We start from the raw sequence: 17,571 nt of genomic DNA on the forward strand, positions 1-17,571 counted from the left end.
TTACACCGGCGCCCTGACATGCGCCAACGGGAACAAACGCTTGAAATTCTCGGTGGTTTGCTCGGCAAATCGCTCGTAGGACTCACCTCGCAACATGGCCAGAAATTCCGCTACCTCACGCACGTATTGCGGCAGGTTCGGTTTGCCGCGATAAGGGATCGGCGCCAGGTACGGCGAATCGGTCTCCACCAGCAAACGGTCAGCCGGTACCTTGCTGGCCACATCCCGCAGGGCATCGGCATTGCGAAAAGTGACAATACCGGACAAGGAAATGTAATACCCCATGTCCAGCGCAGCCTTGGCCATTTCCCAGTCTTCGGTGAAGCAATGCAGCACACCCGCCTGAGGCAGTGCCGCTTCGCGCAGCAGTTCAAGGGTATCGGCCCGCGCGCCACGGGTATGGATGATCACCGGTTTGCCGGTCTGCCCCGCTGCTTGCAGGTGCAGACGGAACGACTCCTGCTGCAACGCTGCCGCTTCCGGCTCGTAGTGATAATCCAGGCCGGTTTCACCGATTGCCACCACCCGCGGATGATTGAGTTCGTGCAACAGCCAGTCCAGCGCCGGTGCGGCACCCGGCTGCACATCGAGTGGATGCACGCCGACCGAACAGTCGACATCGTCGTAACGTTCGGCCAGCGCTTTGACGTCGGCGGCGTTATCGGCGCTGACGCCAATGCACAGGAAGTGCCCTACCCCGCGCGCACGGGCCGCATCGAGCGCGGCATCCAGGGAGCCGTCGTGGGCGGTGAGGTCGAGGCGATCAAGGTGACAATGGGAATCTACGAGCATAAAAGGGCTGCAACTTACATCGTATGAGTGGGACGGTCGGACTTCAGGGCTCCGGCCAGATGGGTTTCGATTCGACTGCGCGCGGTGTTGTCGCCTTCGTTGAATTGCACGCCAACCCCGGCGGCACGGTTGCCCTGGGCGCCTTTGGGAGTGATCCAGGTGACCTTGCCGGCGACCGGAATTTTTTCCGGTTCGTCCATCAGGTGCAGCAACATGAAGACCTCATCGCCCAACTTGTAGCTTTTGTTGGTCGGGATAAACAGGCCACCGTTCTTGATGAACGGCATGTAGGCCGCGTAGAGCACGGCCCTGTCTTTGATGGTCAAGGACAAAATGCCATTGCGCGGCCCCGGACTGATGGGTTCGTTCATGTTGACCTCCACTGTCTGATGATCAGAGTCTAGTGTCAGACGGTCACTTCTGGGTAGGCAAGGATACCCATTGCACTAACAGCGCCTCCAGCAACAATGCCGGATTGAGGTTGGCTTTGCTCATCACTTTCTGGCGCTGGGCGAGGATCCAGTCCTGGATATTCAGGACCTTGTCCTGAGCGGATTTCTGCGCCAGGTATTGAATCACTTTGCGCATGTCCGCCAACCCCAGCCCTGCTTCATCCTGAGTCAATTGATAACGCAGGATCAGGCTCGACCAGTCGCAGAACCAGTCGAACAGCAGCAACATGGGAATGGTTTTCCACTCCTCGGCCAACTGGGTCGGCGATTGCTGGTGCTTGAGCAACTTCTTCACGCCCTCGACCACCAGAGCCCGCTGCTCGCGCACGCCTTGGGCCTGCAATTTGACCGCGGCCAATGGCGAACCGGCGGCGAGGGTAAGCAGCTCGACGCGCTCTTCTTGCGCACAATCCGGCAAAGCGCTGGCCAACCAGGCCAGACTCATGGCTTCGCTTGGCAATGGACAGGCTTGCTGCACGCAACGGCTCTTGATGGTTGGCAGCAGACGGCTGGTCTGGTGGCTGACCAACAGCAAAACAGTATCGCCGGACGGCTCTTCAAGGCTTTTCAGCAAGGCGTTGGCGGCGTTGATGTTCATCGACTCGACTGGCTCGATCAGCACCACTTTGCGCCCGCCCATCTGCGCGGTCTGAACCACGAAGCTGACCAGATCACGCACCTGATCAACCTTGATCGCCTTGTCTGCTTCTTCCGGCTCCAAAATGTAGTTGTCGGGGTGACTGCCAGCCTTCAGCAGCAGACAGGATTTGCACTCACCGCAGGCGTCTTGGGCGGTCGGGCGCTGACACAACAAATGGGCCATCAGACGCTCGGCCAGCGCGCGCTTGCCGATCCCGGCCGGGCCATGCAGCAAATAGGCATGGGCGTGCTGGGCACGGCCGGCCAATTGCTGCCAGAGACTGTCCTGCCACGGATAGGCTTCAGCCACGGGTCAGCTCCAGCAGACGTGGCAACAAGGCATCCAGAGACTGCTGAACCTGTGCCAACGGCTGAGCGGCATCCACCAGCACATAACGCGCAGGATCCGCTTTGGCACGCTCAAGGAAGGCAGTGCGCACTGCATCGAAAAACGCTCGGCCTTCGAGCTCGAAGCGGTCCAGCCGACCGCGGGCGCTGGCGCGAGCCAGGCCCACTTCTACCGGCAGATCGAAAATCAGCGTCAAGTCCGGGCGCAAATCGCCCTGGACGAATGTTTCGAGGGTCGCAATGCGCTCCAGCGACAAACCGCGACCACCGCCCTGATAGGCATAAGTCGAATCGGTAAAGCGATCGCACAGGACTACCGCGCCACGGGCCAGCGCCGGACGGATCACCTCGGCCAGATGCTGGGCTCGCGCGGCGAACACCAAGAGCAGCTCGGTGTCGGGGTTCATGACCTCATCGACCGGGGCCAACAGCACGTCGCGAATCCGCTCAGCCAGGGGCGTGCCGCCGGGCTCCCGGGTCAACACCACCTCGATCCCGGCAGCGCGCAGACGCTCGGCCAGGTATTCGCGATTGGTGCTCTTGCCAGCACCTTCCGGGCCTTCCAGGGTAATAAACAAGCCAGTCACAGGCAGTCCTTAGTCAGAGTCATTGCGGGCTTTGCGGCGCAGGTGCATCCGCTTCGGGTGCTGGCGCAGATTCTTGTGCGTGATCTTGTACGGGATCTTGCACAGAGTCTTGCGGCGCTACTGGCGGCATTTCTTCGGGCGCCGTATTGGGCGAAGCCGCCGGGATTGGCGCCTGGGCATCCTCCGTCGACGGCGTAACAGACGGCGCAGGGCTGGACCGGTAATCGGCACGTCGATTGATCTGGAACTCCCGCACCGCATTGTTGTGAGCGTCCAGATCATCGGAGAACACGTGGCTGCCATCACCACGCGCGACAAAATACAGGCTGTTGCCGTCCGCCGGATTCAGCGCCGCATGGATCGCTTCGCGGCCCACCATCGCAATCGGCGTCGGCGGCAGGCCAGCAATCATGTAAGTGTTATACGGCGTCGGCTCCTTGAGATGAGCACGGGTCAACTTGCCATTGTAACGATCACCCAGACCGTAAATCACGGTCGGATCGGTCTGCAACAGCATGCCCATCTCCATGCGCCGCACGAACACGCCGGCGATCTGCCTACGCTCTTGCGGCACACCGGTTTCCTTTTCCACCAGCGAGGCCATGATCAGCGCCTGATAGGGCTCGGTGTAAGGGACGTCGGCAGCGCGCTGGTTCCATTCCTTGAGGAGGACCTCATCGAGGCGGTCGTAAGCTTTCTTGAGCAGATCGGCGTCGGTCATGCCCCGCACGAAACGATAGGTGTCGGGGAAGAATCGTCCTTCGGGGAAAATCCCGCTGTGCCCGAGTTTGTCCATCACTTGGCTGTCGCTCAGACCGTTCAGGGTCTGTTCGAGTTTTTCATCCTTGGCCAGTGCTGCGCGAACCTGATGGAAATTCCAGCCTTCGACCAGCGTCAGACTGTACTGCACCATTTCTCCGCGCTTCCACAGGTCGATCAGCCCATTGACTGTCATACCCGGCACCATACGGTATTCACCGCTGTGCAATGGTTGCCCTGCCAGATTAAAGCGCCAATACACGCGCAGCCAGAAAGCGTCTTTGATGACGCCATCGGCTTCGAGTCGAAGGAAGGTGCGGTTTGGCGTAGTGCCTTTGGGCACTTCCAGCAGCTCTTCCTGGGCGATGTTCAGCGGCTGTTCCAGCGCCGAATCGATTTTCCAGGCGCAAGCGCCGGCCAACAGCCCCGCCAGAACCAATCCGGTTTCCAGCAGCAGCAAGAATTTACGTCTCACGAATCAAGCATCCAGTAGCGCACGGGCAATGGTTTGGAGTTTACGGGTGAGCGGCCCAACCGGCCAGCTCAGTGCGGCATAGGCGCGCACCGGCCAAACGCCATACACGCTGTTGCAGACAAAGACCTCGTCAGCCCATTGCAGCTGCTCGAGGGTGATATCGGTGATTTGCGTGGGAATCCCCAATGACTTGGCTTGAAACAATAATTCGGCACGCATCACGCCCGCCACGCCACAGCGTTTGAGATTGGCGGTCACCAGCACGCCATCGCGCACCAGGAACAGATTACTGAACACGCCTTCGATCACCCGCCCGACCTGATCCAGCATTAAGCCTTCGGCATGCTCGGTGTCCTGCCATTCGGAACGGGCAATGACCTGCTCCAGACGATTCAAATGCTTGAGGCCGGCGAGCAATGGTTGTTTGGAAAGCCGTGTCGCACACGGAAACAGGCGAACGCCCTGCTCCGCATGAATAGCCGGATAAGTTGCAGGAGGATTGCCTTGCAGAATACGTCGAGCCTGAGCCGAGGGATCGGCGGCATAACCGCGCAGGCTGTCGCCGCGGGTGAGGATGAGTTTGAGCACGCCCTCGCCCAGCGCGGCGGCATAGGCCAGCAGCTCCGCGCGGATCAGTTGATGATCGGCGGCAATCGCCAGGCGCGAACACCCCTCCGCCAGACGCGACAGATGTCGATCCAGCAACAGCGGCTGCCCGCCCTTGACCGCAATGGTCTCGAACAGACCATCACCGTAAGCCAGGCCGCGATCCTTCAGCGACAAAGCGTCAGCCGGTTGACCGTCGACCCAGCTGTCCATCAGTCAGCGAACCGGCGGAACACCAGCGAGCCATTGGTACCGCCAAATCCGAAGGAGTTGGACAGCACCACGTCGATATCCATGCCACGCGCGGTGTGGGGTACGAAGTCGAGGTCGCAGCCTTCGTCCGGCTCATCGAGGTTGATGGTCGGCGGTGCTACTTGGCTGTTGATTGCCAGCACGCTGAAAATCGCCTCGACCGCGCCCGCCGCACCCAACAGGTGACCGGTCATGGACTTGGTCGAACTGACCGCCAGCTTGTAGGCGTGATCACCGAACACGGATTTGATCGCACAGGCTTCGGCGAGGTCGCCCGCCGAGGTCGAGGTGCCGTGGGCGTTGATGTACTGAACCTGATCGCTGTTGATCTTCGCATCGCGCAAGGCATTGGTGATGCAACGCGCAGCACCCGCGCCATCGGCCGGTGGCGAGGTCATGTGGTAAGCATCGCCACTGGTGCCGAAGCCGATCAGCTCGGCGTAGATGGTCGCGCCACGGGCCTTTGCGTGCTCCAGTTCTTCGAGCACCAGTGCGCCGGCACCGTCGGACAGCACGAAGCCATCACGGCCTTTGTCCCATGGACGGCTGGCGCGGGTCGGCTCGTCGTTGCGGGTCGACAGTGCGCGGGAGGCACCGAAGCCGCCCATGCCCAGACCACACGCGGCCATCTCGGCACCACCGGCAATCATCACGTCGGCTTCGTCGTACATGATGTTGCGTGCCGCCATGCCGATGCAGTGCGTACCGGTGGTACACGCCGTGGCAATGGCGTAGTTAGGTCCCTGTGCGCCCAAGTGGATGGACAGGAAACCGGAAATCATATTGATGATCGAGCCAGGCACGAAAAACGGAGAGATCCGTCGTGGGCCGGAATCATGCAGCGTACGGCTGGTTTCTTCGATATTGGTCAGACCGCCAATACCCGAGCCCATGGCCACGCCAATCCGCTCGCGGTTAGCGTCGGTGACCTCAAGACCTGCGTTACGCACGGCTTGAAAACCTGCAGCCAGACCGTATTGAATGAACAGGTCGAGTTTGCGAGCTTCCTTGACCGACAGGTATTCCTCGACATTGAAGCCCTTTACCGAGCCGCCAAAACGGGTGGAATAGGCAGAAAGGTCGGTGTGTTCGATCAGACCAATGCCACTGCGGCCAGCCAGAATGCCCTGCCAGCTGCTCGGCACATCCGTGCCCAGTGGCGACAACATACCCATACCGGTGACTACGACGCGTCTACGCGACACAGCACTCTCCTTTTTCAAATGACGACTTTGCATCAGGCCTAAAGAAAAAACCGCACGCCATGATGGCAGTGCGGTTTTTCCATGACAGCGAGCGACGACTAAAAACTATTACGCCTGGTGGCTGGTAACGTAGTCGATTGCTGCTTGTACAGTAGTGATCTTCTCAGCTTCTTCGTCAGGGATTTCGGTCTCGAATTCCTCTTCCAGAGCCATCACCAGCTCAACAGTGTCAAGGGAGTCGGCACCCAGGTCTTCAACGAAGGAAGCAGTGTTGACCACTTCTTCTTCTTTAACGCCCAGTTGCTCAGCAACGATTTTCTTGACGCGCTCTTCGATGGTGCTCATACCTTGTTTTCACTCCTAATGGACAAATTCAGGCAGCTGGCCGGTGGGTAAGTGTATAGAAAGACTTTTCAGTTTTTCAACTGAAAGCTTCACTCCTCAAACCCGGCGACCCTCTGTCTATAAATAGATTGCAGCTTTATAACGGATTTTAGACAGCTCGTATGACATTTTTTTGAAGCAATCCGTCACATTTAACTCATGTACATCCCGCCGTTCACCGGGATTGTAGCCCCAGTAACGTAAGCCGCACCGTCAGATGCAAGAAAAGCGACCACAGACGCGATCTCTTGAGCTTGCCCCAGACGACCCAGCGGAATCTGCGTCTGCAAGGCTTCACGCTGCGCCTCGGGCAGTTCACGGGTCATATCGGTGTCGATGAACCCTGGGGCCACCGAGTTTACCGTAATCGAACGCGAACCGACTTCACGCGCCAGTGCACGGCTGAAACCTTCCAGACCGGCCTTGGCGGCAGCGTAGTTTACTTGGCCTGCGTTGCCCATGGCACCCACAACCGAACCAATACTGATAATTCGTCCCCAACGGGCTTTGGTCATGCCGCGCAAAACGCCCTTGGACAGGCGGAACAGACTGTTCAGATTGGTATCGACGACGTCATGCCATTCGTCATCTTTCATGCGCATCATCAGATTATCGCGGGTGATACCGGCATTATTGACCAGGATCGCCGGCGCACCGAATTGCGCCTGGATGCTCGCCAGCACGGCCGCTACGGACTCGTCGCTGGTGACATTGAGTTCCAGGCCAGTACCCTGAATACCATTTTCTTTCAGGGTCGCAGCGATACGCTCGGCCCCCGAAGCGGAAGTCGCGGTGCCAATGACAATGGCACCCTGACGACCCAATTCCAGAGCGATAGCCTGGCCGATACCACGGCTGGCACCGGTGACCAATGCAACTTTACCTTGCAGACTCATGCAAGCTTCTCCTTGTTCAGGCCAGCGCTGCGCGGGCGGCAGCGAAAGCGTCTGGGGTATTGAGATTAGAGGTCGACACGCCTTCGGCGCAACGTTTGTTCAACCCGGCCAGCACTTTGCCAGGCCCGCACTCAACCAGTTCGGTCGCACCCTTGGCCGCCAGCGCCTGGACCGACTCGACCCAGCGTACAGGCTTGTAGAGCTGTTCAAGCAGATCACGCTTGAGGGTTTCCAGATCCGCCGGCACGTTGGCGCTGACGTTCTGTACCACAGGGATCTGCGGCGCCTGCCAGTCGATCGCTGCAATCGATTCGGCGAACCGCTCGGCGGCTGGGCGCATCAATTCGCAGTGGGACGGCACGCTGACCGGCAATGGCATGGCGCGCTTGGCGCCGCGTGCCTTGCAGCCCTCGATGGCGCGCTCGACCGCCGCCTTGGCACCGGCGATCACTACCTGACCCGGGGAGTTGAAATTGACCGCGCTAACCACTTCGCCCTGCGCCGCTTCGGCACAGGCTGCCAGCACGTCAGCATCGTCCAGACCGAGAATGGCAGCCATGCCGCCCTGCCCGGCCGGAACGGCTTCCTGCATCAACTGACCGCGACGTTCTACCAGTTTCACTGCGTCGCCCAGGCTCAGACTGCCTGCAGCCACCAGGGCGCTGTATTCGCCCAGGCTGTGACCGGCAACGTAAGCCGGACGCGCGCCGCCTTCAGCCAGCCACAGGCGCCACAAGGCGATCGAGGCGGTCAGAATGGCCGGCTGGGTTTTATCGGTTTGATTGAGTTGTTCTTCCGGCCCTTGCTGGGTCAGTGCCCACAGGTCGTAACCCAGAGCATCGGAAGCTTCTTTGAATGTTTCGAGGACCACCGGATGTTGCGCGCCCAACTCGGCCAACATGCCGAGGGACTGCGAACCCTGTCCTGGAAAGACGAATGCGAGGGAAGCAGACATGTAACAAGCCCCTAATGATCTTGTCGTCGGAGAATGACGTCCCGTTTCTGGAACGCAAGAAACTCACAGTTGGATGGCCCATTGAACTGAGCGGTCACATTTAAGCATTGTCCGACGAAAACGCCTAAGGCAACAAATCTTCCAGGCGCCCATGAAGCCGCTCAGGCAGGTTTTCCTGGATCTCGATCAGCGCTCGCTGTATCGCACTTTGAAAACCCTGCACCCCCGCCGAACCGTGGCTTTTCACGACAATTCCCTGCAAACCGAGGAAACTTGCGCCGTTATGTCGCGCCGGCGCCAGCTCAGCCTGCAAGCGTTTCATCAGCGGCAGCGCCAGCGCACCCACCACTTTGGACGCGAAATTTTTCTTGAATAACGCCTCGATGCGCCCGGCAATCATGGTCGCCAGGCCTTCGCTGGACTTGAGCAGGATATTGCCGACAAAGCCGTCACACACCACCACATCCGCCTCGCCACGGTACAAACCGTCACCTTCGACAAACCCGATGTAGTTGATGCCACGAGCACTCTGCAACAAGGTGGCTGCCAGCTTGACCTGCTGATTGCCCTTGATGTCTTCGGTGCCGATGTTCAGCAGTGCGACCCTCGGGCGAACGACACCCAGGGTTTCTGCCGCAACCGAGCCCATCACTGCAAACTGCAATAAGTGCTCGGCAGTGCAATCGACATTGGCACCCAGATCAAGCAACTGGCAGTAGCCCTTCTGCGTTGGAATGGCCGCGATCATTGCCGGCCGATCAATGCCCGGCAAGGTCTTGAGCACAAAACGCGACAACGCCATCAGCGCACCGGTATTGCCGGCACTGACGCAGGCCTGGACCTTGCCGTCTCGCAGCAACTCCAGCGCCACGCGCATCGACGAATCGGGTTTGCCGCGCAAGGCCTGGGCAGGCTTTTCGTCCATGGTGATGACTTCGGACGCTGGCACAATCGACAGGCGCGCGCGATCCACAGCCGATTGGCTGGCGAGCAGTTCTTCAAGAAGGGAGGGTTGACCGACGAGGGTCAGGTGCAGCGAGGGTGTAGCAGACAGGCAAGCAAGGCTGGCCTGAACAATGCTGCGGGGACCGAAGTCCCCGCCCATTGCGTCAATCGCGATGACTTGAGCGGACAAGTGATTACTCGTCAGCGCCCTTGTCGATCACTTTACGGCCACGGTATACGCCTTCTGGCGATACGTGGTGACGCAGGTGAACTTCACCGGTGGTTTTTTCTACAGACAGGGTGCTAGCCTCGAGAGCGTCGTGCGAACGACGCATGTCACGGGCAGAGCGGGATTTTTTGTTCTGCTGAACAGCCATAATTGATTAACTCCTAAACGTTTGGGTCACGCTTTAACTGCGCCAATACACTGAACGGGTTGGACCGCGTTACCTCGTCCTCGCTCGGTTCGGGCTCATCGAGACCCGCCGGCTGCTGGCATTCTTCCGGATGATGAGCAGGCACAATGGGCAAGGCGAGCAGAAGCTCCTCCTCGATCAGTGACTGCAGATCCAAAGGATCTTCGCCCAGTTCCAGCACGTCATAACCTTTCGGCAACGACTGGGTATTCGCACCCTCCTTCACCACAGCATAACTGCATTCGCTATGGATCGGCAGGGTGACCAGCTCAAGACAACGCTGGCAAACCATTTTGACTTCGGTGTCGATAAAGCTGTGAATTACCACAGATTTACGTTCATCTCGTTCAAAAACGAATTTAGCCTGCACCGTACCGACAGTATCGGAAAGCGGGTCGCAGAGTCTCTCCAAATCGGCCAGCAGCAGTTCACCTTGAAGGGTGGTGCCACGGTCAGCCAATTTGCGCGGGTCAACGTGAGGTGGAATCGGGTCATTCAACATAGGCGCAGCATTATAGGGATGCCCCCAGCCATGTCAAAGGAAATTCAGCCCTGCCCGTCACTTGAGCCTGCGCTAGAATTCGCCCCTGCCCTTTGGAGATGCGCATGCTGCCTTTATTACTCGCTTCAAGCTCGGCCTATCGCCGGCAATTGCTGGCCCGTTTGCAGTTGCCGTTCACGTGCAGCTCGCCGGATATCGACGAAAGTCATCGCCCGGGCGAGTCAGCCATCGAACTGGTAAAGCGCCTCGCCGAAGAAAAAGCCCGTGCACTGGCAGGCAGTCATCCAGCCCACCTGATCATCGGCTCGGATCAGGTCGCGGTACTCGGCGAGCGGATCATCGGCAAGCCCCACACCTTCGAAAAGGCCCGTGAACAACTGCTGGCATCCAGCGGCGCCAGCGTGACCTTCCTGACCGGCCTGGCACTGCTCAACAGCCAGACCGGCCACTGCCAGGTCGACTGCGTGCCTTTTACCGTACACATGCGCACGCTCGACGCAGCGCGCATCGAACGCTACCTGCGCGCTGAACAGCCCTATGACTGCGCTGGCAGCTTCAAGGCCGAAGGTTTGGGGGTAAGCCTGTTTCAAAGCACCGAAGGCCCTGACGCCACCAGCCTGATCGGCCTGCCGCTGATTCGCTTGGTGGACATGTTGCTGGCCGAAGGCGTGCAGATACCTTAAAGGTCAAAAGATCGCAGCCTCGTTTCACTCGACAGCTCCTACATTGAAATGCGTATTCCCTTGTAGGAGCTGTCGAGTGAAACGAGGCTGCGATCTTTTGACTGTAAAAAAACCGGCAAAAAGCCGGTTTTTTTATGCAGCAAGAAGATCAGCGCAACGACGGCCCCTGAAAGCCCATCCACATTGCCAAATGCTCAGCCACGCTGGCACCGAGCTTTTTCGAGAAGCGATCGAATGGCGATTCCTCAACAGTGAAATCCACCAGCTCTTTCTCACCGATCACATCACGGGCAACCGAACTGGCATTGCCCAGCCCATCGATCAAGCCCAGCGACAGGGCCTGCTCACCCGACCAGATCAGCCCGGAGAACAGCTCCGGATGCTCTTTATCCTTCAGGCGATCACCACGACCCTTCTTGACGCTATTGATGAACTGCTGATGGGTGGTATCGAGCACGCTCTGCCAGAATTGGATTTCCGCGGGCTTCTGCGGCTGGAACGGATCGAGGAACGATTTGTGCTCCCCAGAGGTGTAGGTACGACGCTCCACACCCAACTTTTCCATGGTCCCGACAAAACCGTAACCGGCCGCCGTCACACCGATGGAACCCACCAGGCTCGCCTTGTCGGCGTAGATCTGATCCGCGGCGCTAGCGATGTAATAGGCACCGGAAGCGCCCAGATCCGAGATCACCGCATAAACCTTGGTATCTGGATGCAGGCCGCGCAAACGACGGATCTCGTCGTAGACATAACCCGACTGCACCGGACTGCCGCCAGGGCTGTTGATCCGCAGAACCACACCCTTGACCTTCTTGTCCTCGAAGGCTGCACGCAGACTGCCGACGATATTATCGGCACTGGCCGGCTCTTTGTCGGCAATCATGCCCGTTATATCGATCAGCGCCGTGTAGCCAGAGCCGAGGCCCGCGCCTTTCTCCATGCCTATCAACGGCGATAAAAGGATCAACGCGCCGAGCAGGTACAAAAAAGTCAGCGACTTGAAGAATATCCCCCAGCGACGGGACCGGCGCTGTTCCTGCACACCAGCCAGCAAGGTTTTTTCCAGCAGCTTCCAGCTTTTCTCGTCACCGCTTTCCGCACTCGCCTTGGCGGGCGCTTTCCATTCGTCGGTCATGCCATGTACCCCAGCAAAAAAACCAATTAAACCCGCTGACTCAGCCAGGCGTGCAACTCTGAAAAACGATCAATGGCCAGTCTCGGCTCAAATAGCTTCAAGGCGTCGATCGATTGAGCACCATAGCTGACCGCCACCGAATCCATACCCGCATTGCGCGCCATCTGCAGGTCGAACGACGAATCGCCGACCATCAGCGCCTGCTCCGGACGAACCTCACAATGGGCGAGAATCTGCTCAAGCATCAGCGGATGGGGCTTGCTGGCGGTTTCATCAGCGGCACGGGTGATATCGAAATAATCTTCCCAACCGTGAGACTTCAGCACCCGATCCAGCCCACGACGAGCCTTGCCGGTCGCTACTGCCAGATGATACCCCTCGACACGAAACGCTTCGAGAGACTCGACAACGCCCTCAAACAGCGGGGAAGGCTCGGCCTCCGCCGCAATGTAGTGATCCGCATAGTGCTGACGGAATGCTATCAGCTCGGTGTCGCCAATCTCGGGGTACAGGGTGCGAATCGCTTCCGGCAAGCCCAGACCGATAATGCCCTTGACGGCAAAATCATCACGCAACTGAAAACCGGACCGCTCGGACGCGACATGCATCGCCTCGACAATCCGACCAATGGAGTCAGCCAACGTGCCGTCCCAATCGAAAATCAGCAGCTTGTAATCAGTAGGGTGCACTCAAGCGCTCCACGGTTTTGGCCCACATCTCGTCGACCGGCGCCTGCAACTTGAGCTCACCACCATCAGGCAGCGGCACCGTCAGCATGTAGGCGTGCAGAAACAGACGCTTGCCGCCGAGATCACGAATCTCTTTGCTGAAACCCTCATCGCCGTACTTGGTATCACCCGCGATGCAATGTCCCGCATGCAGAGTATGGACGCGAATCTGGTGAGTGCGACCCGTGATCGGCTTGGCCTCGACCATAGTGGCAAAGTCGCCAAAGCGACGCAGCACCTTGAACACGGTCACAGACTCCTTGCCTTCATCCTCGTCCACCTCGACCATACGCTCGCCGGAGCGCAGATTGCTCTTGCCCAGCGGCGCACGGACTTGCTTGATCGAGGCCGCCCAGTTGCCGCGCACCAGCGCCATATAGCGCTTATCGACGCCATCGCCGCGCAATGCCGTGTGCAAGTGGCGCAACATGCTGCGCTTTTTGGCAATCATCAGCAGGCCGGAGGTATCACGATCGAGACGATGAACCAGTTCGAGCTCCTTGCAATCGGGACGCAACTGACGAAAGGCTTCGATCACTCCGTAAGTCAGGCCGCTGCCGCCATGAACCGCAATGCCGCAAGGCTTGTTGACCACGATCAGCGCCTTGTCTTCGTAGACAATCGAGGCTTCAAGCCGCTGCAGCAGCCCTTGAGCCAAGGGCACGGGTTCGTCGCGCTCAGGCACGCGAACCGGCGGCACGCGCACGATATCGCCCGCCCGCAGCTTGTATTCGGGCTTGATCCGACCTTTGTTCACCCGCACTTCGCCCTTGCGCAAAATGCGGTAAATCAAGGTCTTGGGCACGCCTTTGAGCCGAGCGAGAAGGAAGTTATCAATACGTTGGCCGGCATATTCCGGCGAGACCTCCAGCAGTTGTACGGCTGGGGTCGAAGGGGCAGTAGTCGTCATGGTGCGGATGATAACAATTTTTTATGGAATTGAAGCACTTAATCATTGCTGCTATAGTCGCGAACGCCGCCAAAAGTGGCCTGGACAGCGGACTAACGGTCAAAAACCGGCCCTGACCAACGCAATTCACGAGGACGAGAGGCCGTCCTACGGGGCTTTCGCTACGTAACGGCAGAGTTTGCAGTTGTAACGAGCGCAGGTGACATAAGGCCTGAATCATGCCGCAAAGCAGAGTTTTCACTCGCCTTCCGAGCAAATATTCACGGCCAGTTCACAAAGTGCAGTCAGCTGCGAACGACCCCGAGCGAACGCTTCGGAAACACCGCCTAAATTAGCCATGATGCGTGACCTCCCCTTTCGGAGCTCACGGTAAATGCCAACCCGCTGCGGATTCTGCGCGCGGCAGCACCCGAATTATCAGGGATACGTGTAGGGTGGAGATGCACAACCGCTGGACTGTGTAGCAATAGGCTTTATCAAGACGCTTCATCTCGTCCACAGCCGCCGGTTGATTCCTCCTCCTGACTGAGTGCTTAAGTAGCCACAGCAAGCAGGACGCGTACGTCGCGACACCGGCCCAATTGGCCGGGGTTCGCTAGACACTGGAGTGGCCAACCACTCCTGACGCACCTGACACCGACCGTGAGAAGTCGTGTGTGCCGAACGCCGTTTCCGGCAGCCCGGAAACCGACGGTACTACATGAAAAGAATGCTGATTAACGCAACTCAACCCGAAGAGTTGCGTGTTGCACTGGTAGATGGCCAGCGCCTCTACGACCTGGACATCGAATCCGGTGCACGCGAGCAGAAGAAGGCCAACATCTATAAAGGCCGGATTACTCGCATCGAACCAAGCCTTGAGGCTGCCTTTGTCGATTTCGGCTCTGAGCGCCACGGCTTCCTGCCCCTCAAAGAAATCTCCCGCGAATACTTCAAGAAAGCCCCCGAAGGCCGCGTCAACATCAAGGACGTCCTGAGCGAAGGCCAGGAAGTCATCGTTCAGGTCGAAAAAGAAGAACGTGGCAACAAGGGCGCCGCCCTGACCACTTTCATCAGCCTGGCCGGTCGTTACCTGGTGCTGATGCCGAACAACCCGCGTGCCGGCGGTATCTCCCGTCGCATCGAAGGTGAAGAGCGCAACGAACTGCGTGAAGCCCTGAACGGTCTGGTTGCCCCGGCCGACATGGGTCTGATCGTTCGTACTGCCGGCCTTGGCCGCAGCAGCGAAGAAATGCAGTGGGACCTCGATTACCTGCTGCAACTCTGGACCGCCATCAAAGAAGCTTCGCTGGACCGTTCCGCGCCATTCCTGATCTACCAGGAAAGCAACGTGATCATCCGCGCCATCCGCGATTACCTGCGCCAGGACATCGGCGAAGTACTGATCGACAGCGTTGAAGCCCAGGACGAAGCCCTGACCTTCATTCGTCAGGTGATGCCGCAGTACGCCAGCAAAATCAAACTGTACGAAGACAGCGTTCCGCTGTTCAACCGTTTCCAGATCGAAAGCCAGATCGAAACCGCCTTCCAGCGCGTCGTCGAACTGCCTTCCGGCGGGTCCATCGTTATCGATCCGACCGAAGCCCTGGTGTCCATCGACATCAACTCGGCGCGCGCCACCAAAGGCAGCGACATCGAAGAAACCGCACTGCAGACCAACCTTGAAGCTGCCGAAGAAATCGCCCGTCAGTTGCGCTTGCGCGACATCGGCGGCCTGATTGTCATCGACTTCATCGACATGACCCCTGCCAAGAACCAGCGCGCCGTGGAAGAGAAAGTCCGCGAATGCCTGGAAGCCGACCGCGCTCGCGTGCAAGTCGGTCGCATCTCGCGCTTCGGCCTGCTGGAAATGTCCCGTCAGCGCCTGCGTCCATCGCTTGGCGAAAGCAGCGGCATCGTCTGCCCGCGTTGCAACGGCACCGGCATCATCCGTGACGTTGAATCGCTGTCACTGGCGATCCTGCGCCTGATCGAAGAAGAAGCCCTGAAAGACCGCACCGCCGAAGTTCGCGCACAAGTGCCGATTCCGGTCGCAGCTTTCCTGCTCAACGAAAAACGCAACTCGATCACCAAGATCGAACTGCGCACCCGTGCCCGCATCGTCATTCTGCCGAACGATCACCTCGAAACGCCGCACTTCGAAGTTCAGCGCCTGCGCGATGACAGCCCGGAAGCCGCAGTCGGCCAGTCCAGCTACGAAATCGCCGCTGCCGCTGCCGAAGTCGAAGAAGTCCAGCCAGCCGCCGCGACCCGCACCCTGGTTCGCCAGGAAGCCGCGGTCAAGACCGCTCCGGCCCGCGCCAACGCTCCGGTTCCGACCGAAGTCGTCGCGGCAGCACCTGTTGCCGCACCGGCCGCCGCGCCAGAGCCAAGCCTGTTCAAAGGCCTGGTGAAGTCGCTGGTCAGCCTGTTCGCCACCAAGGAAGAGCCTGCCGCGCCGGTAGTGGTTGAAAAGCCAGCCACCGAACGCCCTGCTCGCAACGAAGAGCGCCGTAACGGCCGTCAGCAGAGCCGCAACCGTAACGGTCGCCGCGATGAAGAGCGCAAGCCTCGTGAGGAACGTGCACCGCGTGAAGAACGCGCACCACGTGAGCCACGTGAAGCCCGCGAAGAAGCTCCAGCAGTTGCCCAGGAACGCGCTCCGCGCGAAGAGCGCGCACCACGCGCCCCTCGTGAAGAACGTGCACCGCGCGCCCCGCGTGAAGATCGCAAGCCACGTGGCGAGCGTGAAGAACGTCCGGTTCGTGAACTGCGCGAGCCTCTGGATGCCGCTCCGGCCGCCGCTGCCAACGCTGAAGAGCGTCCAGCCCGTCAGCCACGTGAAGAACGCGCTCCACGCCCACCGCGTGAAGAACGTCAGCCACGTACCGAGCAAGCTGCTGCCGTTGCTGAAGAAGAGTTGACCACCAACGAAGAGCAACTGCAGGAAGACGGTCAGGAAGGCGCCGAAGGCGATCGTCCACGCCGCCGCTCCCGTGGCCAGCGTCGTCGCAGCAACCGTCGTGAGCGTCAACGCGATGCCAACGGCAATGTGATCGAAGGTTCGGAAGAGTCCGAATCGGCTGAAAACGCCGAAGCGCCAAGCGCTGCCGATCTGGCCGCCGGCCTGGCTGTTACCGCAGCCGTTGCCAGCTCCGTGATCAGCGCGCCTGCCGAAGCACAAGCCAACGAGCAAGCTGAACGCGCCACTGCCGCCACGCTGGAAGCTGCTCCGGTTGAAGCGCCAGTGGTTGAAGCGACCACACCAGTAGAAGTCACCGCTGCTCCGGAAGTCGAAGTGGCACCGGTTCGTGAAGCACAGCCTGAAGTTGAAGCTGCCGCTGAGCCGGCCGTCGTCGCTGAACCAGTGGCTGCTACCGAGCCTGTGGTTGAAGCGCCGGCTGAACCGGCACGTGAAGTTCGCGAAGAGCAAACCACGTTCAACTGGGTTGCCGAGCCACCTGTAGCGGTCGAAGCTCCAGCGCCAGTCGCTGAAGCTCCGGTTGCCGAAGCCATGGTCTCCGAGCCAGTGGTTGCTGCTGCCGAGCCTGCTCCAGCGGTTGTTGAAGCGCCAGTTGTTGCCGAAGAGGCTGCACCGGTGGCTGAAGCCGCCCCTGTCAGCGCTCTGACCCCAAGTGGCCGTGCGCCGAACGACCCGCGTGAAGTACGTCGTCGCAAGCGTGAAGCCGAGCGTCTGCAGAAGGAAGCCGAACTGGCTGCCGCTGCTGCTCCGGCCGCTGCCGAGCCAGCACCGGTTGTTGCTGAAGTTGCCGAGGCAGCCCCTGCCCCAGCCGCTGAAGCCCCTGCCGAACCGGTTGAATCCGCGTTCGACGAAGCACCGCGCTCCGTTCAGGAAGCGGTGGAGCAACACGAGCAAGCCCAGGAAAAAGAGCACGAGCCTAAACCCCTCGCCTGATTCC

At 59.5% G+C, this 17,571-nt stretch carries 18 protein-coding genes; 2 read left to right on the top strand and 16 right to left on the bottom strand.

All coding sequences use genetic code 11. The features are described 5' to 3' along the window. The 13 genes from ACZ89R_RS10105 to ACZ89R_RS10165 all read right to left on the bottom strand — a co-directional run bounded on the left by ACZ89R_RS10105 (position 1) and on the right by ACZ89R_RS10165 (position 10,213). Positions 1 to 792, bottom strand: coding sequence for a TatD family hydrolase (locus ACZ89R_RS10105; protein WP_123494576.1), 792 nt, complete (start codon positions 790 to 792; stop codon positions 1 to 3). A 14-nt stretch (positions 793 to 806) separates the two neighbouring features. Further along, on the bottom strand, positions 807 to 1,163 hold the full coding sequence (locus ACZ89R_RS10110) for a PilZ domain-containing protein (protein WP_008014345.1): 357 nt from the start codon (positions 1,161 to 1,163) through the stop codon (positions 807 to 809). Positions 1,164 to 1,206: 43 nt separating this feature from the next. After that, complete coding sequence (locus ACZ89R_RS10115) at positions 1,207 to 2,193, bottom strand: DNA polymerase III subunit delta' (RefSeq protein WP_429545886.1); 987 nt, start codon at positions 2,191 to 2,193, stop codon at positions 1,207 to 1,209. Beyond that, positions 2,186 to 2,818, bottom strand: coding sequence for a dTMP kinase (tmk, locus tag ACZ89R_RS10120; protein WP_008067785.1), 633 nt, complete (start codon positions 2,816 to 2,818; stop codon positions 2,186 to 2,188). The genes ACZ89R_RS10115 and tmk overlap by 8 nt, the downstream gene beginning before the upstream one ends. 19 nt (positions 2,819 to 2,837) lie before the next feature. After that, positions 2,838 to 4,052 (bottom strand): endolytic transglycosylase MltG, encoded by a 1,215-nt coding sequence (mltG, locus tag ACZ89R_RS10125; protein WP_429545885.1) that lies wholly within the window; start codon positions 4,050 to 4,052, stop codon positions 2,838 to 2,840. Positions 4,053 to 4,055: 3 nt separating this feature from the next. Further along, a complete protein-coding gene (pabC, locus tag ACZ89R_RS10130) occupies positions 4,056 to 4,871 on the bottom strand; it encodes an aminodeoxychorismate lyase (RefSeq protein WP_429545884.1) in 816 nt (271 codons plus the stop codon). After that, positions 4,871 to 6,115: a beta-ketoacyl-ACP synthase II gene (gene fabF / locus ACZ89R_RS10135; protein ID WP_008067780.1), complete on the bottom strand. Its 1,245-nt coding sequence runs from the start codon at positions 6,113 to 6,115 to the stop codon at positions 4,871 to 4,873. The genes pabC and fabF overlap by 1 nt, the downstream gene beginning before the upstream one ends. A gap of 108 nt (positions 6,116 to 6,223) precedes the next feature. Then, a complete protein-coding gene (gene acpP, locus ACZ89R_RS10140; protein ID WP_003175607.1) occupies positions 6,224 to 6,460 on the bottom strand; it encodes an acyl carrier protein in 237 nt (78 codons plus the stop codon). A 191-nt stretch (positions 6,461 to 6,651) separates the two neighbouring features. Further along, positions 6,652 to 7,395: a 3-oxoacyl-ACP reductase FabG gene (fabG, locus tag ACZ89R_RS10145; protein ID WP_305425726.1), complete on the bottom strand. Its 744-nt coding sequence runs from the start codon at positions 7,393 to 7,395 to the stop codon at positions 6,652 to 6,654. Between the two features lie 16 nt (positions 7,396 to 7,411). After that, positions 7,412 to 8,350, bottom strand: a complete 939-nt coding sequence (gene fabD / locus ACZ89R_RS10150; protein ID WP_429545883.1) for an ACP S-malonyltransferase — start codon at positions 8,348 to 8,350, stop codon at positions 7,412 to 7,414. Positions 8,351 to 8,474: 124 nt separating this feature from the next. Then, complete coding sequence (plsX, locus tag ACZ89R_RS10155; protein ID WP_429545882.1) at positions 8,475 to 9,485, bottom strand: phosphate acyltransferase PlsX; 1,011 nt, start codon at positions 9,483 to 9,485, stop codon at positions 8,475 to 8,477. Positions 9,486 to 9,489: 4 nt separating this feature from the next. Further along, positions 9,490 to 9,672, bottom strand: a complete 183-nt coding sequence (gene rpmF / locus ACZ89R_RS10160; protein ID WP_003179396.1) for a 50S ribosomal protein L32 — start codon at positions 9,670 to 9,672, stop codon at positions 9,490 to 9,492. Positions 9,673 to 9,685: 13 nt separating this feature from the next. Continuing rightward, complete coding sequence (locus ACZ89R_RS10165; protein ID WP_004371317.1) at positions 9,686 to 10,213, bottom strand: YceD family protein; 528 nt, start codon at positions 10,211 to 10,213, stop codon at positions 9,686 to 9,688. A 104-nt stretch (positions 10,214 to 10,317) separates the two neighbouring features. On the opposite strand from ACZ89R_RS10165, the gene ACZ89R_RS10170 reads away from it, so the two are divergent. Next, the gene (locus ACZ89R_RS10170) at positions 10,318 to 10,896 is read left to right on the top strand and encodes a Maf family protein (protein ID WP_429545881.1); all 579 of its coding nucleotides are present in this window, start codon (positions 10,318 to 10,320) and stop codon (positions 10,894 to 10,896) included. Positions 10,897 to 11,044: 148 nt separating this feature from the next. Here the strand turns inward: ACZ89R_RS10170 and sppA are convergent, their stop codons facing one another. The 3 genes from sppA to rluC are packed head-to-tail and all read right to left on the bottom strand — an operon-like array spanning position 11,045 to position 13,672. Continuing rightward, the gene (gene sppA, locus ACZ89R_RS10175) at positions 11,045 to 12,034 is read right to left on the bottom strand and encodes a signal peptide peptidase SppA (protein ID WP_429545880.1); all 990 of its coding nucleotides are present in this window, start codon (positions 12,032 to 12,034) and stop codon (positions 11,045 to 11,047) included. A 26-nt stretch (positions 12,035 to 12,060) separates the two neighbouring features. Continuing rightward, entirely contained in the window at positions 12,061 to 12,723 is a 663-nt protein-coding gene (locus tag ACZ89R_RS10180) for an HAD-IA family hydrolase (RefSeq protein WP_123494587.1), read from the bottom strand. Further along, positions 12,710 to 13,672 carry a 23S rRNA pseudouridine(955/2504/2580) synthase RluC gene (gene rluC / locus ACZ89R_RS10185; RefSeq protein WP_429545879.1) on the bottom strand — a complete coding sequence of 321 codons (963 nt, stop codon included), beginning with the start codon at positions 13,670 to 13,672 and terminating at the stop codon, positions 12,710 to 12,712. Before rluC ends, ACZ89R_RS10180 begins: the two co-directional genes overlap by 14 nt. Positions 13,673 to 14,372: 700 nt before the next feature. Here rluC and rne point away from each other — a divergent pair. After that, a complete protein-coding gene (gene rne / locus ACZ89R_RS10190) occupies positions 14,373 to 17,567 on the top strand; it encodes a ribonuclease E (protein WP_429545878.1) in 3,195 nt (1,064 codons plus the stop codon). Positions 17,568 to 17,571 lie beyond the last annotated feature (4 nt).

It is taken from the genome of Pseudomonas sp. TE3728, from assembly GCF_056279145.1.